Source organism: Paraburkholderia sp. SIMBA_030 (assembly GCF_046535245.1).
Classification (GTDB): Bacteria; Pseudomonadota; Gammaproteobacteria; order Burkholderiales; family Burkholderiaceae; genus Paraburkholderia.
Genome location: NZ_JAWRXB010000025.1, coordinates 76,842 through 99,728, shown reverse-complemented (window position 1 = coordinate 99,728; position 22,887 = coordinate 76,842). Strand labels below are relative to the sequence as shown.

Sequence of the window (22,887 nt, the reverse complement as noted above, 5' to 3'; positions counted from 1 at the left end):
GGTACTGAGCGATCGTGAGCCACTTCAGCTTCAAGACTTCCGTGGCAAGCTCCGCAGAAGTGCTCACGAGTGTAACGTGACGCACTGAACGCAACTGGCGAGCCACTCGCAGATCGGTAGATAGGCTTGCGCGTCACGTCGGCGCGCAAGCGCCGACTATCAGCCGGTTTCTCCCGTTGGATTTCGCGTCATACAGCGCTTCGTCGGCCTCGTGCACCAGCGCCTCGTGATTCGTCGCGCCGACGCGCACCTGCGCTGCACCGATACTCGCAGTCACGGCAATCAGCTGACCGGCGTACGAAACCTTCTCGGACGCGATCGCGCTGCGAATCCGCTCGCCCACCGTTGCGGCTTCCGCGAGCGTTGTTGCCGGCAGCCGCACAATAAACTCTTCGCCGCCGTAACGCGCAAGGACGTCCACCTCGCGCAAGCACGCCAGCACTCGCGCCGCGACGGATTTGAGAACCGCATCGCCCGCCGGGTGACCATACGTATCGTTGATGTGCTTAAAGTGATCGAGGTCCAGGATAAGCACGCTGAGGGCGCGGCCGGACCGAAGCCAACGAGCGAACTCTTCCGTGAACGCACTTATTTTCAGAACGAAGACCGTTTCGAACTTCTTCTTCAGCCACGCGACGGGAAGTTCCGGGAACAGTTCAAAGAGCGATCTGCCGAGAGCCTCTGCAGCGGAAATGCCGCTGCGGTCCGCCATGAAGCGGTTCCACAACACAACCCTGTAGTCTCGATCGACGGCAAAGACACCACAGGCCAGGCCCTCGAGCGCCAGTTCGTTCAGGCGCACGTGCGCAGTTGAATCAATATGCATGTAGCGAACTCATCATTGCAATGAGAGCAAACGCCGTGAGTGGCGACAAGGAGCGCTGCCTTGAGGCCGGCATGGACGATTACGTCGCCAAACCCGTGCGCCGTGACGTCCTCGCAGCAACGCTGATGCGCTGGATCAAGCCCTCGGACGTCTCACGAAACGATGGTCATGCGTCAGCCATACGACGTGCACACCATTGGACGCGACATCAGCAAGGCCAGCACGTTCCGGCATTTCAGCTCGGCGCAGGAAGGCAGCGTCCCGGACACGGCATCGATCGATGGGGTGCGCCGACTCTACATCTTCAGGAATTTCCCGAATCTGCCGCTGATCATCATGGTGGCCGAGGCGGAGCAGGATATCTATAGTGCCTGGCGCAAGCGCGCGCTAACGATCGGCTCGCTGACGGTCACATTCGGCCTGGGCTTCGTCGCACTGTCGTTCCTGCTCGGCAGCCAGCTGCGAGGCCGGATGCGCGCGGAAGCAGAACTGAAACTGCTCGCCCGGACGGACGGCCTGACTGGCCTGAATAACCGCCGCACGCTTGGCGAGACACTTGATCAGGAGTGGCGCCGCGCCAACCGTACAAGCAGCGTGTTTTCGCTGCTCTTCGTCGATATCGACCGGTTCAAGGCTTACAACGACACCTATGGTCACCAGGCGGGTGATGCCGCGCTGGCTGCCGTGGCACGGTGCATCGGAGAAAACCTCAACCGGCCCGCGGACAGTGCGGCAAGGTACGGCGGGGAGGAGTTTGTCGTCGTGCTACCAATACGCCGCCTGCGGGCGCGGTGCTGATCGCCGAGAAAATCCGCATCGCGATCAGCGAGCTGGCGATCGAACACGAGGGCAGAGAATACGGATGCGTCACGGCGAGCATCGGCACGGCCAGTTGGTCACCGGAGCAAGACGGCGATGTCGGCACGGTGATCGAGGCTGCCGATGAGGCGCTGTACCGCGCCAAGGCCAACGGCCGAAACAAGGTGCACAGTTCTTCCTTGCCTCAATGTGTTCATGCTGGCCCTTCCGGGCGCTTCGTCCAGACGTCGTCGGTGCGGCCGTCGACCAAACGATCCGAGGTGGCGACGCCGAACGGTTGAATGCGGCGCAACGATATTGGCAATGAATTTGCGGCGTCTGCGCCCGCTCTGAGCGAGCGTAATCATTGACGTCCGGCTCGCGGAACCATTCTTCTGCAATGCCGCATTTCGAAAGATTCTAAATCAAGAAGTCGGAGAGGCACTGTCTGTGCCGTCCCGTATTTTCTGCAGCACCTCCAGGGTCGAATCCGAAAAAATATTCTCAATGAAGCTAGATTTCCAGCATCTAACGCGGATTTGATTTTCGGTAATTACGACATCCTTAATAGAGGACACTGCGCGCATCCGCACTAGACCAGCCGGGTGCATATAGGCAGGCGCGGAAAACACACAACATTCAGTCGGTGATGTATTACGTGATCGATAGCGGAGACAATACCTACGGCATTATGACCAATGGTGTTGCACTCAATCCGCCGTACAGTGCATTCACCAGTTTCCTACTTTGGCCGCGATGCAAGATTCACCTTCGCGGATGGAAAGGCCGCTTACTGGGACGAAGCCGACGTCTGAGTGTCCGGGCAACCGGGTAAACGAATGGCCGCTCACTAGGCGAAGCGGTCGCACGAATGGCATGCCGCTGCGCAATGTACCGCAACCTATCGTCTGGTGTATGGCGATGCCCCAAAGCACACGGCAGATCGCCTAAACTACAGAACCAACGGACGCGGCCATTCCCGCGCCGCTACCCCGCCATGGCGCACATCTTCTTCGCTGCTTCGATTCAGCGGCATATCGCAACGCCCGAGCGCGAAATCGGCGCGCGCACGCTCCGCGAAGCGCTCGAGGCCGTCTTCGCCGCGCAACCCCGGCTGCGCGGCTACATCCTTGACGATCAGGGCTCACTGCGGCGGCATCTCGCCGTGTTTGTCGACGGCCGGCCGGTGCGCGACCGACAACATCTGTCCGATGCGCTCGGCGAGGAAAGCCGGGTTTACGTCGTACAGGCGCTGTCGGGGGGATAAGGGGGTTCCATCCGAACTTGAGCTTTGCATGGGACCAGAGTAAGCGCTGAAGCGCCAACTCTGGTCGAGCTTTGCATGGGACCAGAGTAAGCGCTGAAGCGCCAACTCTGGTCGACACAGGAGAAACTTGACATGAGCGATCGATTGCTTGTCGCAACCCGCAAGGGACTGTTCGTTCTGCAAGCCGATGGCGAGGGCGGCTGGACGCTCGGTGAGCCACATTTCGCCGGCGAGCCGGTGAGCATGGTGCTGCCCGATCCGCGCGACGGATCGCTGTATGCCGCGCTCAATCTCGGCCACTTCGGCGTGAAGCTGCATCGCCGGCGCGCAGGCATGGTGGATTGGGAAGAGTGCGCGGTCCCCATCTACCCGCCGCAACCTGCCGACGAGACGCGTACCAGTGACGGCGCGAACGCGAGTGCAAACACCAGCACGGACACGAGTGCGGACAATGCGAGCGCAGCGGCGCCCAGCCCGCCGCCGCCTCCCTGGACGCTTCAGCAAATCTGGTCGCTCGAAACCGGCGGCCCGGACGAGCCGGGCGTCTTGTGGGCCGGCACGATTCCCGGCGGGTTGTTCCGTTCCGACGATGGCGGCAACACATGGGTGCTCAACCGTGCGCTGTGGGATCGCCCGGAGCGCCGCGAATGGTTCGGAGGCGGCTACGACGCGCCGGGCATCCATTCCGTGATGGTCGATCCGCGCGACAGCCGGCATGTGACGATCGGCGTGTCGTGCGGCGGCGTCTGGCAAACCGCCGACAGCGGCGCGACCTGGCGCGTGACCGCCGAGGGCATGGAGGCCGACTACATGCCGCCGGAGCGGCGCGGCGATGCCAACGTGCAAGACCCGCATCGCGTCGTGCAATGCGCGGCAAACCCGGATGTGCTGTGGACGCAGCATCACTGCGCGATCTTCCGCTCGACCGACGGCGCGGCGCACTGGCAGAGGATCGAAGCGCAGCCATCGAGCTTCGGCTTCGCGGTTGCCGTGCATCCGCGCGAGCCGGACACGGCATGGTTCGTGCCCGCCGTGAAAGATCAGTGCCGGATCCCGGTGGACGGCCAGTTCGTCGTCACGCGCACACGCGACGGCGGCCGCGCGTTCGAGCATTTCTCGAACGGGTTGCCGCCTGCACCGGCCTATGACCTCGTGTATCGGCACGGGCTCGCTGTAGATGACTCCGGCACGCACCTCGCGATGGCGTCGACCACTGGCGCGCTATGGACGTCCGACGACAGCGGCGAAAGCTGGCATCTGATTTCAGCGCATTTGCCGCCTGTTTATTGTGTTCGGTTTGGATGAGGACGCGGGGGGGGGGTGATATTGCACCGTCACACGCCGAGTTCGAGCGCGGCCTTGCGGACGGCCGCGGCAATCTCCGTCTCACCGGTATCGGATCCATCCAAGCCTCTTACATGCCTCAAGTCAGCTCTCGTGCGCAGTGATCAAATCAACTCGACGGCGTCGTTGACTCGCACCGTTCCGATCTGTATAGGCTCCGCGTACACACCGATGTTGCCACCGTTATTCTGGTAGATCGCCTTGAGGACAGCCATGTCCCTAGGCAAATCTCCCTGTGCCAAGGTAGTCATCACACATCGTTGAGTCGGCTGTTTAACCTTCAGCACAACCTGACCTATGCGGACGGTTCGACCCACCCATGCGTTCTCGACAAAACCTTCCTCGCCATCGGTACGGATGACAAGATTAGGACGAAAGCGACGGCTTTCGATGCGACTGCCAGGCACCGTTTTCCGTAGCGCGTCGATGGTCGACGTTGTCAGGATATGGATTAGACCGATGTCGAAGAACGTTCCCGGCGGAGAAATCTTGTCGAAAACGAAGTCGTGGTCGGACACGCCCTCGACGGTAGGCACAAAGCCCTCGAACCCCTTGTCCGATTCATCGGGCCGCACCAGACGCACGGCTTTGCGCAGCGCCGCGGATAGCGTTTGCTCTGCATCGCCGGATGCGGAGTCGATCACATCGCCGTTGGGCAAAGTGATATACACCGGTGGCACGTCTTCAGGCGAAGCCGGGGGCGCCGTGTAACGGGCTCGATAGGCGAACATCTCCGGCCACTTTTGGGGATGCTTCGCATTGACGAGCTTATTGGTCTCGACATCGATAAGCGAGTAGGCGCGATCGCCCGCTACTCCGCGCTTCGTGACCGCGACTGAGTTGAGTTCCTCACCCATCATTGACTTGACGGGATATCGGCGAATCGATGCGACAAAGGCTTGGGATGGTGACATCGCGCAGGCTTCCTATTCTTGCGAGGCCGGAGCGCCACGCTGAAATGCAGTGTACTGGCTCAACACCTTCGAGACGTGGAGAACCATGCAACGGATCCTGCCAAGCCAGCGTTGAATTCTGCCATGAGATTTTCAACAACATCGCACACGTCGCGGCCGTTCGAACGTCACGGACGGCCGTTTCTCGTTGGTCGATTGTTGCCGGATGCCCTCACGCCGACATCCGGATGCGAACGCTGCAGTACCGCTTCAGGGTAGCGAGGGAGGCGGCCGGAATTGCAGCTGGCGATTTCCAGTTTCGCGACTTGCGCGCCAAGACAGGAACAGTTAAGACCGAAACAACGGGCGACATTCGTCAAGCCCAGAAGCAACTTGGTCATGGTTCAGTGGTCACGACTGAGCATTATGTGCGCAAGCGTCGGGGAGACAAGGTGGGACCAACCCGCTAATCGGTTTTGCGGAACAGATCGCTTTTTGCGGAGCACAACTGGGGTTGGAAAAACCGTTGAAACCTTTGGTGGGCCGGGTCGGAGTCGAACCGACGATGTCCTTTCGGAGGCGGATTATGAGTCCGCTGCCTGCAACCAGCACGGCGTCCGGCCCTAAGAAAACGAAGACAGCCAAGAAAAAGACCCGGTCTTGAAGTCCGGGCCTAGTCACTGACAGGCCGACATACTACACGAAAAGGAGGCTTCCGTGACCGCTTCGCTTTCGCGAAACCACCAGGAAGCCCCTAGATTTGCTGCATTCCGCCAACCTCGATCAATTCCCTTCGAGGAATGACTTCAGCTTGTCCGAACGGCTCGGGTGACGCAGCTTGCGTAGCGCCTTCGCTTCGATCTGACGGATCCGTTCACGCGTCACGTCGAACTGCTTGCCGACTTCTTCGAGCGTGTGATCGGTGCTCATCTCGATACCGAAACGCATACGCAGCACCTTCGCTTCACGCGGCGTCAGCGAGTCGAGCACGTCCTTCACGACATCGCGCATGCTGGCATGCAACGCGGCGTCGGCGGGCGCGACCGTGTTCGTATCTTCGATGAAGTCGCCCAGATGCGAATCGTCGTCGTCACCGATCGGCGTTTCCATCGAGATCGGCTCCTTCGCGATCTTCATGATCTTGCGGATCTTGTCTTCCGGCATTTCCATCTTTTCAGCCAGCGTTGCCGGATCCGGCTCGAGACCGGTTTCCTGCAGAATCTGACGCGAGATGCGGTTCATCTTGTTGATCGTTTCGATCATGTGAACCGGAATCCGGATCGTACGCGCCTGGTCCGCGATCGAACGCGTGATAGCCTGACGAATCCACCACGTTGCATACGTGGAGAACTTGTAGCCACGACGATATTCGAACTTGTCCACCGCCTTCATCAGGCCGATATTGCCTTCCTGAATCAGGTCGAGGAACTGCAGGCCGCGGTTCGTGTACTTCTTCGCAATCGAGATCACGAGACGCAAGTTCGCCTCGGTCATTTCGCGCTTCGCCTGACGCGCCTTCAGTTCGCCGGCCGCCATCTGACGGTTGGTTTCCTTCAAGTCCTTCAGCGGCAGCACAACACGCGCCTGCAAATCCAGCAGACGTTGCTGCTGCTCGCGAATCGCTGGAATGTTCCGCGTGAGGATCGCGCTGTACGCATGACCTTCACCAACGATCTTGTCGGCCCACTCGAGATCCGTCTCGCTGCCCGGGAAACGCGCGATGAATTCCGCACGCGGCATGCCGCACTTGTCGACCACCGTATGCAGAATCTGACGCTCGACCTGACGCACTTCGTCCACTTGCGCACGCAGCGTGTCGCACAGACGCTCGACAGTACGCGCGGTGAAGCGGATCGTCATGAGTTCGTTCTGGATCGTTTCCTGCGCCTTCAGGTAAGACTTCGACTTGTAGCCTTCCTTCTCGAACGCGCGACGCATCTTGTCGAACCATTCGCTGATCGACGCGAATTTTTCGAGCGACGCACGCTTGAGCGCTTCCATCTGCGCCGCGTTGGCCGTGGCTTGCGCCGTGCCGTCGTCCTCTTCCTCGTCGTCTGCGTCTTCTTCGACTTCCTCTTCTTCGCTCTCGATCGCTTCCGCTTCCTGCGCGGAGAAGCCGTCCGCATCTTCCGCGTTGGCGTCGATCAGGCCGTCGACCAGTTCGTCGATGCGGATTTCCTCGTTCGCGACGCGCTCAGCCATGGCGAGAATGTCGGCGATCGTGGTCGGGCACGCGGAGATAGCCATCACCATGTGCTTGAGGCCATCTTCGATCCGCTTGGCGATTTCGATTTCGCCTTCGCGCGTGAGCAGCTCGACCGTACCCATTTCACGCATGTACATGCGGACCGGGTCGGTGGTGCGGCCGAATTCGGAATCGACGGTGGACAGCGCAACTTCCGCTTCCTCTTCGACTTCGTCGTCTGACGAAGCTGCCGGCGCGTTGTCGTTCAACAGCAGCGTTTCAGCGTCCGGCGCCTGCTCATACACAGCCACGCCCATGTCGTTGAACGTGCTGATGATGCCTTCGATCGCCTCGGTCTCGGTGAAGTTGTCCGGGAGGTGGTCGTTGATTTCAGCGTACGTGAGGAAGCCGCGCTCCTTGCCGAGCTTGATCAGCGCGCGCAGTTTCGAGCGGCGCTCTTCAAGTTCCTCGACGGTGCCCGGCTGCGACGACGCGAACGCGTCTTTCAACAGCGCCTTTTCCTTTGCACGACGGTCGCGAGCCTTGACCTTTTCAACCTTGCCAGGAACTGCAGCAGGGGTGTCTTCGCTCTGGGTTGCGTCGTCATCGACGGGTACTTCGTTCAGCTTTTTCGTCATGGAGTTCGCCGTACCGGCTGTAGTCTCGACTCGCGGCTGGTGGACAACAGCCGGTTGAACCGTGGATACTGGAGTCTCGCGCACTGCCGCATCGTCCTGCGCGGCAGCCGCTTCCCTTGCGCTTCTGGCACTCGGCCGTTTCGTGGCCGGTTGTATAGCTTTCGCCGCCCTGACCGGCTCCGCTCGCGCAGCGGAAGAGGTCGAAGATTTCTTCCCAACAGCAGGTATGACGCTCGCGGCAGACGTTTTTCTGGCGGAAGAAGCTAACTTGGCCTCGGTGACCTTTCTGGTCGGCTCTTTCGAGCTTGTGCCTGGCGCTTTTTTCCCGCCCGTAGTTCCGCCTGAAGTCTTTGCCATCGCATCGCCTTTTCGCCTTTGCTAGGAAAACCTTTAAAAAACAAACCGCTGGAAACTTTTTATTATAGCACCCAGGTTCCGCCCTTCCCGCCTACAACCCAAGCTGGCGCTTCATGTCAGCCCGCTTCCGATTCAGGTCCGCCAGCTCCGCGAACTCCTCCGGCGTATGCCGGGATTGCCGCGAAAGCTGCTCCAGGCGATCGCAGTATGCGTCGTACCGCATCTTCAGAATCGCCGCTTTCAGCTCCTCGCCGACAATCCGCTCCTGCTCCCGCCGCTCCTCGATGACGGTCGCATCTTCCGGATCCTTCAGCAGTAAATCCCGGACGTTTTCATCATAGTCTAGAATTTTGCGAAAGATTTCCTCGAAAGTTGGGGCGTTTGCGCCGTTTCGCAATAGGTCGGACAGCAACTGGAACTCCGCCGAGTCGCCCAGTGCGCGCGCATGCGTCGTCACTTCTTCGAACAGCTCGCCATGTCGCGTGACGCTCAGAAGCGCCCGTTCGGCTTCCTCGTCGAGCATGGCGACAGTGCGCGGATGCATCACCAGATTGCGTAGCGTTTTTTCTTCGATACCGGTCACGCTGCGCCGGTCTTTGCGGGCCGGCGCCGAACGGGCGGCCGCCGCGATCCGGGCATCGACCTCGCACAGCGCGGCCACTTCGTCGAACGGCACATCGAGCCGGTCGGCAAACATATGCATGATCTGTGCGCGCAGCGCATTGGCCGGCAGCGCCTGCAACAGCGGCTTGGCGTCGAACAATGCGCGGGCCTTGCCTTCAGGCTGATCCAGCTCCTTGCCGGTCAACACCTCGTTCAGCATGAACTGCGACAGCGGCATGGCCCGTTCGACCTGCTCGGCGAACGCCTCGGTGCCGAATTCACGCACGTAGCTATCCGGGTCGTGCTCGGACGGCAAAAACAGGAACCGGATGGTCCGGTTGTCCGCCGCGTGCGGCAGACAGGCGTCCAGCGCACGGCGCGCGGCGCGGCGGCCGGCCGAATCGCCGTCGAAACTGAAGATGACCGTATCGGTCTGGCGCATCAGTTTCTGCACATGAATCGGCGTGCAGGCCGTGCCGAGGGTGGCGACCGCGTTCTGGAACCCCAATTGGGCCAGCGCGACCACATCCATATACCCTTCGACCACCAGCACATAGTGCTGCTCGCGAATCGCCAGCCGCGCCTCGAACAGGCCGTACAGCTCGCTGCCTTTGTTAAATAGAGGCGTTTCCGGAGAATTCAAATACTTCGGTTCACCGCCATCGAGCACGCGGCCGCCGAAGCCGATCACCTGCCCCTTGACATTGCGTATCGGGAACATGATCCGCTCGCGAAAGCGGTCGTACCGGCGGTTCTGGCCCTGCGCGTCAGACTTCTCGCTGACAATCACCAGGCCCGAGTCGACCAGCGAATCGTCCCGATAATCCGGAAACGCGGCTTCCAGGTTTTGCCAGCCGTCCGGCGCGTAACCGAGCCCAAAACGGGCCGCGATCTCGCCGGTCAGTCCGCGCTTCTTCAGGTACTGGATCGCGACCGGCGCGCCGCGCAGCTGCTTGCGGTAGAAATCGCAGGCGGTTTGCATGACGTCGGACAGCGCGGTGGTGACTGCTTTCGAGGCCGCCGGCGCATAACCGCCGGCCCCGCCGCCTCCGCCATATCCAGGCGAAGGCTCATTCGGCACGGTCAACCCGACCGATTGCGCCAGTTCGTTGACAGCCTCGGGGAACGTGGAGCCGACGTGCTCCATCAGGAAACCAATGGCCGTGCCATGCGCGCCACAGCCGAAGCAATGATAAAACTGCTTAGTCGGACTAACCGTAAACGAAGGGCTTTTCTCGTTATGAAACGGGCAAAGCCCCATGAAGTTCGCGCCGCCCTTTTTCAACTGCACAAACCGGCCGACCACGTCGACGATATCGACGCGGTTAAGCAGGTCCTGCAGGAATGACGGTGGAATCACGGTGAATGACGCTACCTTAAAAGCCCAAGGCTGCACGCGCCGTCGAGCGACGGCGCGCAGACCGGAAATACGGGAATTACTTCGCGAGCGCGGCTTTGACTTGCGCCGAGACGGCGGTCATGTCGGCACGGCCGGCCAGCTTCGGCTTGAGGACGCCCATCACCTTGCCCATGTCTTGCGGACCGGCTGCGCCGGTTTGCGCGACCGCGGCCTGGACTTCGGCGACGATTTCCGCCTCGGACATCTGCTCCGGCATATAGGCGGACAAGATGGCCAACTCCGCCTTTTCCTTGTCGGCCAGATCCGTGCGGCCAGCGGCTTCGAACTGGCTGATCGAGTCTTTGCGCTGCTTGATCATCTTGTCGATAACGGCGGTGATAGCCGTGTCGTCGAGCGTGACGCGTTCGTCGACTTCGCGTTGCTTGATCGCGGCGAGCAACAGGCGGACGGTGCCGAGACGCTCCGTCTCACGCGCCCGCATGGCGGCTTTCATGTCCTCGTTGATCCGATCCTTGAGACTCATCACTCACCTGAATGCGTTGGAATTTGAAAGACCGGCAAAGCCGTCTGCATCAACACAAAAACCCGCTTGGGACTGCTTCCTCAAGCGGGTTGGCGCAAATTCGCGTAGTGGATGCGACCCTGCCGGCTGGCCCGAAAGGACCGTGTTTTCCGTGACAGCACCTACTTTGCCGCCACTGGTCGGATGTCGCCGTTCCGTTCGCGGGAACCGCGGGCATGCCAGAATCAGTAGAACTTCTTTGGCAACATCTGGCCACGTAGACGCTTGAAATGGCGCTTCACGGCTGCCGCTTTCTTACGTTTTCGTTCCGCCGTGGGCTTTTCGTAAAACTCGCGCGCGCGCAGTTCCGTCAGCAGCCCGTTTTTCTCCATCGTGCGCTTGAAGCGGCGCATGGCGACTTCAAACGGCTCGTTATCTTTTACGCGGATGGTCGTCATTTTTCAATAACGGAACTTTGTAAAGGTTCAGGAGTATAGCAGAGCTTTCTCACAAAGCCAGATCGCCGTCAAGCCCCCCGGGCATACTCCGCGGCCGCCTGACCGGCCGCTACGCCCGACGCCCACGCCCACTGGAAGTTGTAGCCGCCGAGCCAGCCGGTCACGTCGACCGCCTCACCGATGAAGTACAGACCGGGCGCACGCGTGCTCATCATCGTTGCAGACGACAGGTCGCGCGTATCGATGCCGCCGCGCGTCACTTCGGCCTTGCGGTAGCCTTCGGTACCGTTCGGGGTGAGCGTCCAGCGCGACAAAGCCTCACCGATGCGGCGCAGCGTCTTGTCCGGCAGATCGGCGACGCGTGCTTCGGCGGGAATCTGGTGGGTTTCCAGCCAGACGTGGGCAAGCCGCTGCGGCACCCATTCCGACAGCAGGTTGGCGATCTGGCGCTTAGTGCCGGTTTTCGCATCCAGCAACGCCGTGGTCGCGTCCTGCTCAGGCAGCAGATTAATGTGGATCGGTTCGCCGGGCTGCCAGTAGCTCGAAATCTGCAGCACGCCCGGGCCGGACACGCCACGATGAGTGAGCAACAGGTCTTCGTTGAACTCGGCACCGGTCTTTTTGTTGCCGGTCGCCAGTTGGACTTCCAGCGACACGCCGGACAGCGCCGCGAACGGCTCCCAATCGGCGGGGGCAAATGTCAACGGAACGAGCGCCGGGCGGGTGTCGATCAGCTTGTGGCCGAATTGCTTGGCGAGCCGGTAGGCAAAGTCCGTCGCGCCGATTTTAGGAATCGACAAGCCGCCGGTCGCCACCACCAGCGCGCGCGCGGCAATCGGACCCGACTGCGTGTCCAGCGTGAAGCCGTCCGCGGCGCCCTGGCGCACCTGCTCGACCGCGAGCGGCGCGCGCCATGCGACGCGGCCGGCATCGCACTCGCGCTTCAGCACGTCGATGACGGCATCGCTCGACTGGTCACAGAACAGCTGGCCCTTGTGCTTCTCGTGCCACGTCACGTGATGACGCTTGAGCAGCGCCATGAAGTCGCGCGGCGTATAACGCGCCAATGCCGAGCGGCAAAAATGGGGGTTGGCCGACAGGTAATTGGCCGGTCCGGCGTACAGATTCGTGAAGTTGCAGCGGCCGCCGCCGGAGATGCGGATTTTCTCCGCCAGGCGTTGCGAGTGGTCGATCAGCACCACGCGACGGCCGAGTTGCCCGGCCACCGCCGCGCACATCATGCCGGCCGCACCTGCGCCGATTACCGCGATATCGAAGGATTCCATGGGGCCGCATTGTACCCGCGCGCCTGCGGGCTCTTACTCACACTGCTATACTTTCAGGCTTGCCTTTTCACTTTTCGGGCGCCCGGACTCAGTCCACCGCGAGTCCACCGCATCCGCCCAAACCCACCGATCATGCTCGTTCTCGGCATCGAAAGCTCCTGCGACGAAACCGGTCTCGCACTCTACGACACAGAGCGCGGTCTGCTCGCGCACGCGCTGCATTCGCAAATTGCGATGCACCGCGAGTATGGCGGCGTGGTGCCTGAACTGGCCTCGCGCGACCATATCCGTCGTGCGCTGCCGTTGCTCGAAGAAGTGCTGGAGCGCTCCGGCGCTGCGCGCAGCGACATCGACGCGATCGCGTATACGCAAGGGCCGGGACTCGCGGGCGCGCTGCTGGTCGGCGCGAGCGTCGCGAATGCGCTGGCCATGGCGTGGGACAAGCCGACCATCGGCATTCACCATCTCGAAGGGCACTTGCTGTCGCCGTTGCTGGTGGATGAACCGCCGCCGTTCCCGTTCGTCGCGCTGCTCGTCTCGGGTGGTCATACGCAACTGATGCGCGTGACGGATGTGGGCGTCTACGAGACACTCGGCGAAACGCTGGACGACGCCGCCGGCGAAGCGTTCGACAAAACCGCCAAGCTGCTCGGCCTCGGCTACCCGGGTGGACCGGAAGTCTCGCGGATGGCGGAATTCGGCACGCCCGGCGCGGTCGTGCTGCCACGCCCGATGTTGCACTCCGGCGACCTCGATTTCAGCTTCAGCGGCTTGAAGACCGCCGTCCTCACGCACGCGAAGAAGCTCGGCGGCGCAAACATCTGCGAGCAGGCGAAAGCGGATCTGGCGCGCGGCTTCGTCGACGCGGCGGTGGACGTGTTGGCAGCAAAATCGCTAGCCGCACTCAAGCGAACCAAACTCAATCGGCTCGTGGTGGCAGGCGGCGTAGGCGCGAACCGGCAACTGCGCGAGGCGCTTTCGGCAGCGGCCAGGAAGCGCAATTTTTTCGTACACTACCCGGACTTGTCGCTGTGCACGGACAACGGTGCAATGATCGCGTTGGCCGGTGCGTTGAGGCTGCAACGCTGGCCCGATCAATCGGGCAAAGACTACGCGTTCACAGTCAAGCCACGCTGGGATCTAACTTCCCTCGCACGCTAAGCTTCACGGCGAGCAAGCAAAGCTAGCGAGCAGTATCAAGCCGCCCGCTTATCCCGCTCGATCACCGCGTAAGCGCTGTGATTGTGAATCGATTCGAAGTTCTCAGCTTCGAGCACATACGCGACGATCCGCTCATCCGCATTCAGACGCTGCGCGACATCGCGCACCAGATCTTCGACGAACTTGGGGTTTTCATACGCACGCTCGGTGACGAACTTCTCGTCCGGGCGCTTCAGCAAGCCCCACAGTTCGCAGGACGCCTCTTCTTCAGCGATGCGAATCAGTTCTTCCACCGCGACGTCACCTGCCAGCTCGGCGTTGATCGTCACGTGCGAGCGCTGGTTGTGCGCGCCGTATTGAGAAATTCTCTTCGAGCAGGGGCACAGGCTCGTGACCGGCACCAGCACCTTGAGGAACAGACGCGTTGCGCCGTTGCGGGTCTCGCCCGTCAACGTCACTTCGTAGTCGAGCAGGCTTTGCACGCCCGACACCGGCGCGGTCTTGTTCACGAAGTACGGGAACGACACCTCGATGCGGCCCGCCTCGGCTTCGAGCTTTTCGAGCATTGCGGCGAGCATCGCGCGGAAGGTTGCCGGTTCGAGCGGCGCCTTGTTCTCTTCGAGCAGCGCGACGAAGCGCGACATGTGCGTGCCCTTCTGATCAGCCGGCAGATGCACGTCGAGATTCCACATACCCACCGTCGGCTGCACGTCGCGGCCTTGCGTGCGCACCGTCAGCGGATGACGAACGGCCTTGACGCCGACCCGCTGGATGGGGATCTGACGCGTATCGGGCGTGCTCTGCACATCGGGCATCACAAAGGCGGGGTTCATCTGATTCATTCTTTTGTCCTTTCCAAAAACGCCGGGCCGCCCCCAAGTTTTCCGCTCCGCAGGAAGTCCCCCGCCCCGAAGGAAGTCCCCTTGGGGGATTGGGGATTCGGGAATTGCCCCCTCGGGGCGCTGTCGCGAAGCGGCAGGTTTGGGGGCGCTCAGCGGCCGCGCGAATCAGGGCACGCAACGGCGAACGCCGGCCCCTGCCGGCGTTGGATGATGGACCCGAAGGTCCATCGATTCAAGTTGGAGATTGCTATGGCCGCCATAGCATCGCAGCGGCACAGCGATCGGCGGCGAAATTACGCGACGCGTTTCACCGACGACTGACCGGCGGCCGTGCCGCTCGAGAGAAAGCGCTCGCGGATCGACTTGGCAATGCCCGCGCTGTCCAGACCGCATTGAGCAAGCAGCTTGGCCGGATCCCCATGATCGATGAACCGATCCGGGAGGCCCAATTGTAGTACGGGTCGCATAACCCCACTGGCAAGCAGGGCTTCGACGCAGGCCGAACCCGCGCCGCCCATCACGCAGCCTTCTTCGACCGTGACGATGGCGTCGTGCGTTTCGGCCAGTTGGCGGACCAGATCGGCGTCCAGCGGCTTGACGAAGCGCATGTTGGCCACGGTTGCATCCAGCTGCTCGGCAGCCGCCAGCGACGGCGCCACCATCGTGCCGAACGCGAGGATCGCAATCCGCCTGCCGGCCGGCTGCGACGTTTCGCGACGGATCTCGCCCTTGCCGAGCGGCAGCGCCGTCATCTGCTTGACGGTCGCCACGCCAGCGCCGGCGCCGCGCGGATAACGCACCGCCGTCGGGTTCGGTTGCTGCAAAGCGGTGTACAGCATCTGGCGGCATTCGTTTTCGTCCGACGCAGCCATCACCGTCAGGTTCGGGATGCAGCGCAGGAACGCCAGATCGTAGGCGCCCGCATGCGTTGCGCCGTCCGCGCCGACCAGACCCGCGCGGTCGATCGCGAACACCACCGGCAGATTCTGCAGCGCGACGTCGTGAATCAACTGATCGTAAGCACGTTGCAGGAAGGTCGAGTAGATCGCGACCACCGGCTTCATGCCCTCCGCAGCCAGGCCGCCGGCAAAGGTCACTGCGTGCTGCTCGGCGATGCCGACGTCGAAGTAACGATCCGGGAAGCGCTTTTCGAACTCGACCATGCCCGAGCCTTCACGCATGGCCGGCGTAATGCCGACCACGCGCGGGTCCAATTCGGCCGCGTCGCATAGCCATTCGCCGAACACCTGCGTGTAGGTCTTCTTCGACGGCGTGGTTGCAGGCTTGATGCCCTCGGCCGGATTGAATTTGCCCGGACCGTGGTACAGCACCGGATCGGCTTCGGCCAGCTTGTAGCCCTGGCCTTTCTTCGTGACGACGTGCAGGAATTGCGGACCGCGCAGTTCCTTGATGTTTTGCAGCGTCGGGATCAGCGAATCGAGGTCGTGACCGTCGATCGGACCGATGTAGTTGAAGCCGAATTCTTCGAACAGCGTGGCCGGCACGATCATGCCCTTCGCGTGCTCTTCGAGCTTGCGGGCGAGATCGAGCATAGGCGGCGCGACGCGCAGCACGCGTTCGACGCCCGCGCGCGCGGCAGCGTAGAAGCGGCCCGACATCAGACGCGCCAGATGGCGATTCAGCGCGCCGACCGGCGGCGAGATCGACATGTCGTTGTCGTTCAGGATGACCAGCAGCGGCACGTCGTCTTCGACGCCGGCGTTGTTCATCGCCTCGAAGGCCATGCCTGCTGTCATCGCGCCGTCGCCGATCACAGCGATGCCCATGCGATTGTCGCCCTGCAGCTTGCTCGCGATTGCCATGCCGAGCGCAGCGGAGATCGAAGTGCTGGAGTGCGCGGTGCCGAAGGTGTCGTATTGCGACTCGTCGCGCTTCGGGAAACCCGAGATGCCGCCCAACTGACGCAGCGTGTGCATCTGGTCGCGGCGACCGGTCAGGATCTTGTGCGGATAGGTTTGATGGCCGACGTCCCAGACGATCCGGTCACGCGGCGTGTCGAACACGTAGTGCAGCGCAATGGTCAACTCGACCGTGCCGAGGTTGGACGAGAGATGGCCGCCCGTCTGCGATACGCTGTCGAGCACAAAGGCACGCAACTCGTCGGCAAGCGGTTGCAATTGGCGGCGATCGAGGCGGCGCAGGGCCGCCGGGTCGTCGATGGTTTTCAGCAAGTCGTACATCGTCGTTCCATTGTAGGAAAACTTACGCGCCCGCACTTCATACATGCACCCGTAGCAAAGGTGCGCGGCGGCGGGCTTTCGCGTTCAGCTAACCCGGTTCACCACCAGGTCGGCCAATTCGGCAAGACGCTGAGCGCTCGCGCCAAACGGCGCGAGCGCAGTGTGGGCGTCGGCGCGCAGTTGTGCTGCGAGCGCGCGCGATGCATCCAGCCCAATAATCGATACGTAGGTCGGCTTGCCGTCCTTCGCGTCCTTACCTGCCGTCTTGCCGAGCGTCGCGGAATCGGTCGTCACGTCGAGAATATCGTCGACGACCTGAAACGCGAGGCCGACAGCCGCCGCATACGCGTCGAGCGAACGCATTGCGTCCGCACCCGGCGTTTCGCCCGCCAGCGCGCCCATGCGCACTGCGGCACGCAGCAAGGCGCCGGTTTTCATCCGGTGCATGGTTTCCAGTTGCGCGCGCGTCAGCGTGTGGCCGACGCTCGCCAGGTCGATTGCCTGGCCGCCGCACATGCCGATCGAGCCACTCGCGAGAGCCAGCTCACGCACAAGCGATGCCTGCTGCGCCGGGCCCAGTACGTCCGACGTCAGCGCGACAAAAGCCTGCGATTGCAACGCGTCGCCGACCAGCAAGGCTGTGGCTTCGTCATATTTGACGTGCACCGTGGGCTTGCCGCGACGCAGCGCGTCGTCGTCCATACACGGCATGTCGTCATGCACGAGCGAATAGACGTGGATCATTTCCAGCGCCGCCGCCGCTGCATCGAGGCATTCAGCGTGCGCGCCGGTCAGCTCGCCGGCCGCGTGGCACAGCAGTGGGCGAACCCGCTTGCCGCCGCCCAGCACCGCATAGCGCATGGCTTCATGCAGTTGTGCCGGCTCGGTCGCTTCCGTGGGCAAATAATGTTCTAGTGCCGCTTCGACGCGTTCGAGCACCGAGCGCGTCCATTGTTCGAATGTCATAGGTCGTCCCCGCTTTCCGTAGCGGCTGTGCCTGCGCTATTCACGGGCAGCGGCTTGAGCGTCTCGCCATCGAGCACGCGCACCTGCTGCTCGACCTTCTCGAGCTGCTGCTGGCAAAACGCCACGAGGGCCGCGCCGCGCCGGTAGGCGGCGAGCGATTCTTCGAGGCTCAGACTGCCGCCTTCCATCTGCGCGACCAGCCCTTCCAGCTCCGTCTGGGCCGCCTCGTAGTTTTCGGGCAGCGGCGTGGTGTCGACGCCCTCAGCAGGCGCGGCAACAGTATCCTTCGATGCGGTCTTCGCCATGAATAGTCGCAAAATTAAAACAAGTCGGACATTCTACGGCAAAAGCGACATTTCCGATCCGCTCGCCGCCCCGCGCCCCGCCTTGGCCGTCCGCGCCCTGCCCCCAGTTTCGCAGAAAAATATCTGTAGGTCTGCGGCGAAAACCGCGAACTTCCTTGACATTTTTGACCCAAATCAGTCACTTAAGCGCCCAAGCAGGGCGAAACGGGTATAATCTCAGGTTCCCTAAATCGAATCTTCGATGGTTGGGTTGTTCACTGCTTTCACGTCTTCATCGGGAGTGGGAATGTCCAATCTGAGCAATGCATTGCAGTTGCGGTCTGTTCACAGCCAGCTGCCAGTCACGGCTTACTTTGACGAAGCGCTTCTAACGCGCGAAATCGACACCCTTTTCAAGAAAGGTCCTCGCTACATCGGCCACGAACTCATGGTGCCCGAGGCGGGGAATTATTTTGCCTTGCCCAGCGAAAGCGAGGGGCGTGTGCTCGTCCGTAACCAGCAGTCGCAAGTCGAACTGTTGTCGAACGTGTGCCGCCACCGGCAAGCCATCATGCTCAACGGCCGCGGCCAGACGGAGAACATCGTCTGCCCCCTGCATCGCTGGACGTACGACCTGAACGGCCAGCTCCTCGGTGCACCTCATTTTGCGGATAACCCGTGCCTGAATCTTGGCGGCACGCCGTTGCAGAACTGGCAAGGCCTGCTGTTCGAAGCGCAGGGGCGCGACGTCGCCCGCGATCTGGCGCGCCTGGGCACCAGGCAACACTTCGATTTTTCGGGCTTCATGTTCGATCACGTCGAAGTGCACGAGTGCGACTACAACTGGAAGACCTTCATCGAGGTCTATCTGGAGGACTATCACGTCGCGCCGTTCCATCCGGGCCTTGGCAGCTTCGTCAACTGCGACGACCTGACGTGGGAATTCGGCGACTGGTACAGCGTGCAGACGGTCGGCGTGCACAAGGATCTTGAACAGCCGGGCAGCCCGACTTACCGCAAATGGCACGACGCCGTGCTGCGCTTCCGCGACGGGCAGCCACCCGAGTTCGGCGCGATCTGGATGGTGTACTACCCCGGCATCATGATCGAGTGGTATCCGCACGTGCTGGTGGTGTCATGGCTGATTCCGCACGGTCCGCAGAAAACCACCAATGTGGTGGAATTCTACTACCCTGAGGAAATCGCGCTGTTCGAACGCGAATTCGTCGAAGCCGAGCGTGCTGCCTATATGGAAACGGCCCGCGAAGACGACGAAATCGCCGAACGCATGGACGCCGGCCGCCGCGCGCTGATGGCGCGTGGCGAATCGCAGGTTGGCCCGTATCAGAGCCCGATGGAAGACGGCATGCAGCACTTCCACGAGTTTTTGCGGCGCGAATTGGGCACAATCTGATCGCGAACGAGTGACTACAAGCTTTAAAGCATGGAACGACGGGCTTCGGCCCGTCTTTTTTTGTTTAGACTAACAGCATGTTTCGGCCATCCGCTAACGGCGCCAAAACCGCCGCGCGAGAGTCGCAATCGCCTGCTCAGGAGACGTCATGCCCCACACTCATCACACCACATTGATTTCCGCGACGAATCTCGCGGAACGGCTTGCCGCTGCACCGGGCAGCATGTTCGTCGTCGATTGCCGCTTCGATCTGGCCGATACCGAGGCGGGGGAAAGAGCCTATACGGCCGGACATCTGCCCGGCGCGCACTATCTGCATCTCGATCGCGATCTGTCGGGGCCGAAGACGGGCACCAATGGCCGCCATCCGCTGCCGGACCGTGCGCGTCTCGTGGAAACGCTGGTGTCGCGCGGCCTGAAGCAAGGTCAACAAGTGGTCGCCTATGACGCGCAAGGGGGCATGTACGCCGCCCGCGCCTGGTGGCTGCTACGCTGGCTCGGCCACGACTCTGTCGCGGTGCTCGACGGTGGATTGCAGGCATGGGAAGCGGCCGGTCAGCCGCTGACGCAAGACGCGCCGGTGGAGAATACCGGCGACTTCAAAGCCGGAGCACCGCTCTCCGTGACGATCGACGCCCAGGCGGTCGAGCGCAATCTCGGCACGCGGGAGCGCATTGTGGTCGATGCGCGCGCACCGGATCGCTATCGCGGCGAAAACGAAACGCTCGACCGCGTCGGCGGCCACATTCCCGGCGCGCTCAATCGCTTTTTCAAGGATAACTTCACCGCGGATGGCCGCTTCAAGCCGGCGCATACGCTGCGCGAGGAGTTCCATGCGCTGCTGGCCGACACGCCACCGGAACACGTCGTGCTGCAATGCGGCTCGGGCGTGACGGCATGCGTCAACGCGCTCGCGATGGAGGTCGCCGGGATGCACGGCGCGGCGTTGTACGCGGGATCGTGGAGCGAATGGACTGCCGATCCGGTGCGGCCCGTTGCCACCGGCCCGAATCCTTGACCGTTGAGCGGGACGATTAATAAAAAGGCCGTTGCCGCTTCCCTGCGGCAACGGCCTTTTTTCATTCTTTCAAGCCGAACGCATCCGCGCGCTTTTACGCGACGCCGTGCTGCTTGAACCACACCAACGCGCGGCGCCAGCCATCCTCGGCATCGGCCTTTTTGTAACTCGGTCGATAGTCCGCGAAAAACGCATGACCCGCATCGTCATACACGACGAATTGCGAACCGCGTCCCGCCTGCGGACCGTGGGCGATGGCCTGCTTCATCTGCTCCAGCGTGTCCTGAGGGATGCTTTGATCCTGACGCCCATATAGGCCTAACACCGGCGCGTGCAGCTGCGCCACTTGATCGAGCGGATTGGCCGGCGTCATCGCGCTCTTCGCACCCGTCACACGTCCATACCAGGCCACGCCTGCCTTCAACCGCGGATTGTGCTCGGCATACAGCCACGCAATACGCCCGCCCCAGCAGAAGCCGTTCACCCCGAGCCGGTTCAGATCGCCGCCGTGCTCGCCCGCCCACGCGACGGTCGCGTCGAGATCGCCCATGACCTGCTCGTCCGGTACCTTACTGACCAACTCGTCGTCGAGCTGCTGCACGCTCGTGTACACGGTGGGATCGCCCTGCCGCTCGTATAGATTCGGCGCGATCGCGAGATAACCCTGTTTGGCGAAGCGCCGGCACACGTCGGCGATATGCTCGTGAACGCCGAATAACTCGTGAACAACGACGATCACCGGCAAATGCGTCTTGCCCTTCGGCTGCGCCCGGTAAGCCGGCACCAGCGTGTCGCCCGAACGCACGGCCACCTCGCCGGCTTCGAGGCCTTCGCTATCGGTATGAATGGTTTGCGCCGACACCGGCAGGACGGCCGCAGCGAAACCGGTGCCGAGCGCGGCTTTGATGAAGGTGCGCCGATTGAACGGAACGTGCGGGACCAGGCTGTCGATATCAGGTTTTAGCATACGGCGCTCCTCAGGTGAACGTTGGAGGCAACAGGATACGCGCTTCACGCGTATCCTGTTGCCCAACGATCCTGGTGGCTGCCGGTGCCCCTCAGTGCAGCTTGACCCGCGGCAGCGTGGTGCGACGCAGCCAGTGCGCGAAGGTGTCGAGCACCATCCGCGCATAGCCGTGCAGCGCGGCGATATGCAGCCGGTATAGCGACATGTACATGAAGCGCGCGAACAAGCCCTCGATCAGCATATTGCCGCCGATCACGCCGCCCATCAGATTGCCGACCGCGCTGAAATGCCCGAGCGACACCAGTGAACCGAAGTCGCGATAGGTGAATTCCGGCAGCGGCCTGTTATCGAGCCGGGCCGCGAGCGCCTTCATCAGAAAGCTCGCCTGCTGGTGCGCGGCTTGCGCACGCGGTGGCACATTGCGCTCGTTGCCGGGCCACGGACACGCCGCGCAATCGCCGAGCGCGAAGATGTTGTCGTCGATTTCGGTTTGCAGCGTGCGGCGCACGATGAGTTGCCCGAGGCGATTGACCGGCAAGCCGTCGAGCTGGCTCAGCACGGCGGGCGCCTTGATGCCCGCCGCCCATACAGTCAGATCGGCGCGCACCGTCTTACCGCTCGCGGTGCGGACGACGCCGGGCGCGACTTCCGCCACCGTCTCGCCGATCATCAGCTTGACGCCGAGCTTGGTGAGCAACTCGGCGGTGGCCGTCGACACGCGCTCCTGCAAGGCCGGCAAAATGCGCGGCCCCCCTTCGATCAGCACGATGCCGACGTCGTGCCGCGGATCGAGCTTATGCAAGCCGTACGCGGACAACACCTGCGCCGTATTGCGCAGCTCGGCGGAGAGTTCGACGCCCGTCGCACCGCCGCCGACGATCGCCACCTGGATACGCGGCTCCGTGGAAGGCGACGTGCCCGATTGCGATTCGACGGGTTCATGCACCTGATGCTCAGCACGCATACACGCCGCGATCAGCCGTTTGCGGAAGCGCTCAGCCTGACTGACCGTGTCGAGCGCCAGCGAAAACTCAGCCGCGCCCTTCACGCCGAAGAACGCCGTCGTGCTGCCGATAGCGACGATCAGCGTGTCGTATTCGAGTTCGCGCGCGGGCAGCAACTCGGCGCCGTCGTCGTCGAGCACGGTGCTGAGCGTCAAACGTTTGTTCGTACGGTCGAGACCGGTCAGCTCGCCCTGCTGGAACTCGAAGCCATGCCAGCGCGCTTGCGCCGCATATTCGAGCTCCTGCGTGAACGGGTCCATGCTGCCGGCCGCGACCTCGTGCAGCAGCGGCTTCCAGATATGGGTCGGATAGCGATCGACGAGCGTCACCTGCGCACGCGCACCACCCTTGTTCTTGTGTGGCACATAGCGGTCGCCTAAGCGCGTCGCCAGCTCCAGCCCCCCCGCGCCCCCGCCAACGACGATAAAACGATGCATTGAACTCTCCGTGTTTGCCGATGGTTTGTGCGTCGAGACGGCGCGCATGAGATGCGCACGCGCCATCTGTCAGCGA

Annotated in this window: 20 protein-coding genes, 1 tRNA gene and 1 pseudogene; 8 read left to right on the top strand and 14 right to left on the bottom strand. The window is 62.2% G+C overall.

Annotated features, from left to right (window positions below):
* Positions 1–133 precede the first annotated feature (133 nt).
* Positions 134–826, bottom strand: a complete 693-nt coding sequence (locus SB772_RS33495) for a diguanylate cyclase (protein WP_410837421.1) — start codon at positions 824–826, stop codon at positions 134–136.
* A 162-nt stretch (positions 827–988) separates the two neighbouring features.
* Here SB772_RS33495 and SB772_RS33490 point away from each other — a divergent pair.
* The 3 genes and pseudogenes from SB772_RS33490 to SB772_RS33480 all read left to right on the top strand — a co-directional run.
* Positions 989–1,812 (top strand): annotated as a pseudogene (locus tag SB772_RS33490) (diguanylate cyclase); the annotation flags it as partial.
* Between the two features lie 809 nt (positions 1,813–2,621).
* Complete coding sequence (locus SB772_RS33485) at positions 2,622–2,891, top strand: MoaD/ThiS family protein (protein WP_410837420.1); 270 nt, start codon at positions 2,622–2,624, stop codon at positions 2,889–2,891.
* Between the two features lie 132 nt (positions 2,892–3,023).
* Entirely contained in the window at positions 3,024–4,196 is a 1,173-nt protein-coding gene (locus SB772_RS33480) for a WD40/YVTN/BNR-like repeat-containing protein (RefSeq protein ID WP_410837419.1), read from the top strand.
* 143 nt (positions 4,197–4,339) lie between these two features.
* On the opposite strand, the gene SB772_RS33475 is transcribed toward SB772_RS33480, so the two are convergent.
* Entirely contained in the window at positions 4,340–5,149 is an 810-nt protein-coding gene (locus tag SB772_RS33475; RefSeq protein WP_410837418.1) for an MOSC domain-containing protein, read from the bottom strand.
* On the opposite strand from SB772_RS33475, the gene SB772_RS33470 reads away from it, so the two are divergent.
* Positions 5,122–5,598, top strand: coding sequence for a tyrosine-type recombinase/integrase (locus SB772_RS33470; RefSeq protein ID WP_410837417.1), 477 nt, complete (start codon positions 5,122–5,124; stop codon positions 5,596–5,598). The genes SB772_RS33475 and SB772_RS33470 overlap by 28 nt on opposite strands.
* A 66-nt stretch (positions 5,599–5,664) precedes the next feature.
* Here SB772_RS33470 and SB772_RS33465 read toward each other — a convergent pair.
* Positions 5,665–5,752 (bottom strand) — tRNA-Ile (locus SB772_RS33465).
* A gap of 159 nt (positions 5,753–5,911) precedes the next feature.
* Positions 5,912–8,107 carry an RNA polymerase sigma factor RpoD gene (rpoD, locus tag SB772_RS33460; protein ID WP_410837454.1) on the bottom strand — a complete coding sequence of 732 codons (2,196 nt, stop codon included), beginning with the start codon at positions 8,105–8,107 and terminating at the stop codon, positions 5,912–5,914.
* On the opposite strand from rpoD, the gene SB772_RS33455 reads away from it, so the two are divergent.
* On the top strand, positions 8,013–8,333 hold the full coding sequence (locus SB772_RS33455; protein ID WP_410837456.1) for a hypothetical protein: 321 nt from the start codon (positions 8,013–8,015) through the stop codon (positions 8,331–8,333). The two genes, rpoD and SB772_RS33455, sit on opposite strands and share 95 nt — an antisense overlap.
* A gap of 66 nt (positions 8,334–8,399) precedes the next feature.
* Here SB772_RS33455 and dnaG read toward each other — a convergent pair whose 3' ends face one another.
* The 4 genes from dnaG to SB772_RS33435 form a co-directional block, all read right to left on the bottom strand.
* Complete coding sequence (dnaG, locus tag SB772_RS33450) at positions 8,400–10,271, bottom strand: DNA primase (RefSeq protein WP_410837416.1); 1,872 nt, start codon at positions 10,269–10,271, stop codon at positions 8,400–8,402.
* A 76-nt stretch (positions 10,272–10,347) separates the two neighbouring features.
* Positions 10,348–10,794, bottom strand: a complete 447-nt coding sequence (locus tag SB772_RS33445; RefSeq protein ID WP_410837415.1) for a GatB/YqeY domain-containing protein — start codon at positions 10,792–10,794, stop codon at positions 10,348–10,350.
* Positions 10,795–11,018: 224 nt separating this feature from the next.
* Positions 11,019–11,231, bottom strand: coding sequence for a 30S ribosomal protein S21 (gene rpsU, locus SB772_RS33440; protein ID WP_028196180.1), 213 nt, complete (start codon positions 11,229–11,231; stop codon positions 11,019–11,021).
* A gap of 68 nt (positions 11,232–11,299) precedes the next feature.
* Positions 11,300–12,517, bottom strand: a complete 1,218-nt coding sequence (locus SB772_RS33435) for an NAD(P)/FAD-dependent oxidoreductase (RefSeq protein WP_410837414.1) — start codon at positions 12,515–12,517, stop codon at positions 11,300–11,302.
* A gap of 132 nt (positions 12,518–12,649) precedes the next feature.
* On the opposite strand from SB772_RS33435, the gene tsaD reads away from it, so the two are divergent.
* Positions 12,650–13,678, top strand: coding sequence for a tRNA (adenosine(37)-N6)-threonylcarbamoyltransferase complex transferase subunit TsaD (gene tsaD / locus SB772_RS33430; protein ID WP_410837413.1), 1,029 nt, complete (start codon positions 12,650–12,652; stop codon positions 13,676–13,678).
* 35 nt (positions 13,679–13,713) lie between these two features.
* On the opposite strand, the gene folE2 is transcribed toward tsaD, so the two are convergent.
* From folE2 to SB772_RS33410, 4 genes are all read right to left on the bottom strand, one after another.
* Positions 13,714–14,520: a GTP cyclohydrolase FolE2 gene (folE2, locus tag SB772_RS33425; protein ID WP_410837412.1), complete on the bottom strand. Its 807-nt coding sequence runs from the start codon at positions 14,518–14,520 to the stop codon at positions 13,714–13,716.
* Between the two features lie 293 nt (positions 14,521–14,813).
* Positions 14,814–16,721, bottom strand: a complete 1,908-nt coding sequence (dxs, locus tag SB772_RS33420) for a 1-deoxy-D-xylulose-5-phosphate synthase (protein WP_410837411.1) — start codon at positions 16,719–16,721, stop codon at positions 14,814–14,816.
* Positions 16,722–16,805: 84 nt separating this feature from the next.
* On the bottom strand, positions 16,806–17,687 hold the full coding sequence (locus SB772_RS33415; RefSeq protein WP_410837410.1) for a polyprenyl synthetase family protein: 882 nt from the start codon (positions 17,685–17,687) through the stop codon (positions 16,806–16,808).
* Positions 17,684–17,992: an exodeoxyribonuclease VII small subunit gene (locus tag SB772_RS33410; protein ID WP_410837409.1), complete on the bottom strand. Its 309-nt coding sequence runs from the start codon at positions 17,990–17,992 to the stop codon at positions 17,684–17,686. The genes SB772_RS33415 and SB772_RS33410 overlap by 4 nt, the downstream gene beginning before the upstream one ends.
* Before the next feature lie 286 nt (positions 17,993–18,278).
* Between SB772_RS33410 and SB772_RS33405 the strand changes: the two genes are divergently transcribed.
* Positions 18,279–19,385, top strand: a complete 1,107-nt coding sequence (locus SB772_RS33405; protein WP_410837408.1) for an aromatic ring-hydroxylating oxygenase subunit alpha — start codon at positions 18,279–18,281, stop codon at positions 19,383–19,385.
* Positions 19,386–19,533: 148 nt separating this feature from the next.
* The gene (locus SB772_RS33400; protein ID WP_410837407.1) at positions 19,534–20,403 is read left to right on the top strand and encodes a sulfurtransferase; all 870 of its coding nucleotides are present in this window, start codon (positions 19,534–19,536) and stop codon (positions 20,401–20,403) included.
* Positions 20,404–20,497: 94 nt separating this feature from the next.
* Here the strand turns inward: SB772_RS33400 and SB772_RS33395 are convergent, their stop codons facing one another.
* The gene (locus SB772_RS33395) at positions 20,498–21,370 is read right to left on the bottom strand and encodes a dienelactone hydrolase family protein (protein ID WP_410837406.1); all 873 of its coding nucleotides are present in this window, start codon (positions 21,368–21,370) and stop codon (positions 20,498–20,500) included.
* 91 nt (positions 21,371–21,461) lie between these two features.
* The gene (locus SB772_RS33390; RefSeq protein WP_410837405.1) at positions 21,462–22,811 is read right to left on the bottom strand and encodes an NAD(P)/FAD-dependent oxidoreductase; all 1,350 of its coding nucleotides are present in this window, start codon (positions 22,809–22,811) and stop codon (positions 21,462–21,464) included.
* Positions 22,812–22,887 lie beyond the last annotated feature (76 nt).

Bases quoted from the DNA above. Each gene is read 5' to 3' on its own strand.
- SB772_RS33495 (WP_410837421.1), bottom strand. From the start codon at position 826: ATGCATATTGATTCAACTGCGCACGTGCGCCTGAACGAACTGGCGCTC.
- SB772_RS33485 (WP_410837420.1), top strand. From the start codon at position 2,622: ATGGCGCACATCTTCTTCGCTGCTTCGATTCAGCGGCATATCGCAACG.
- SB772_RS33480 (WP_410837419.1), top strand. From the start codon at position 3,024: ATGAGCGATCGATTGCTTGTCGCAACCCGCAAGGGACTGTTCGTTCTG.
- SB772_RS33470 (WP_410837417.1), top strand. From the start codon at position 5,122: ATGCGACAAAGGCTTGGGATGGTGACATCGCGCAGGCTTCCTATTCTT.
- SB772_RS33475 (WP_410837418.1), bottom strand. From the start codon at position 5,149: ATGTCACCATCCCAAGCCTTTGTCGCATCGATTCGCCGATATCCCGTC.
- SB772_RS33445 (WP_410837415.1), bottom strand. From the start codon at position 10,794: ATGAGTCTCAAGGATCGGATCAACGAGGACATGAAAGCCGCCATGCGG.
- rpsU (WP_028196180.1), bottom strand. From the start codon at position 11,231: ATGACGACCATCCGCGTAAAAGATAACGAGCCGTTTGAAGTCGCCATG.
- SB772_RS33435 (WP_410837414.1), bottom strand. From the start codon at position 12,517: ATGGAATCCTTCGATATCGCGGTAATCGGCGCAGGTGCGGCCGGCATG.
- tsaD (WP_410837413.1), top strand. From the start codon at position 12,650: ATGCTCGTTCTCGGCATCGAAAGCTCCTGCGACGAAACCGGTCTCGCA.
- folE2 (WP_410837412.1), bottom strand. From the start codon at position 14,520: ATGAATCAGATGAACCCCGCCTTTGTGATGCCCGATGTGCAGAGCACG.
- dxs (WP_410837411.1), bottom strand. From the start codon at position 16,721: ATGTACGACTTGCTGAAAACCATCGACGACCCGGCGGCCCTGCGCCGC.
- SB772_RS33415 (WP_410837410.1), bottom strand. From the start codon at position 17,687: ATGACATTCGAACAATGGACGCGCTCGGTGCTCGAACGCGTCGAAGCG.
- SB772_RS33410 (WP_410837409.1), bottom strand. From the start codon at position 17,992: ATGGCGAAGACCGCATCGAAGGATACTGTTGCCGCGCCTGCTGAGGGC.
- SB772_RS33405 (WP_410837408.1), top strand. From the start codon at position 18,279: ATGTCCAATCTGAGCAATGCATTGCAGTTGCGGTCTGTTCACAGCCAG.
- SB772_RS33400 (WP_410837407.1), top strand. From the start codon at position 19,534: ATGCCCCACACTCATCACACCACATTGATTTCCGCGACGAATCTCGCG.
- SB772_RS33395 (WP_410837406.1), bottom strand. From the start codon at position 21,370: ATGCTAAAACCTGATATCGACAGCCTGGTCCCGCACGTTCCGTTCAAT.
- SB772_RS33390 (WP_410837405.1), bottom strand. From the start codon at position 22,811: ATGCATCGTTTTATCGTCGTTGGCGGGGGCGCGGGGGGGCTGGAGCTG.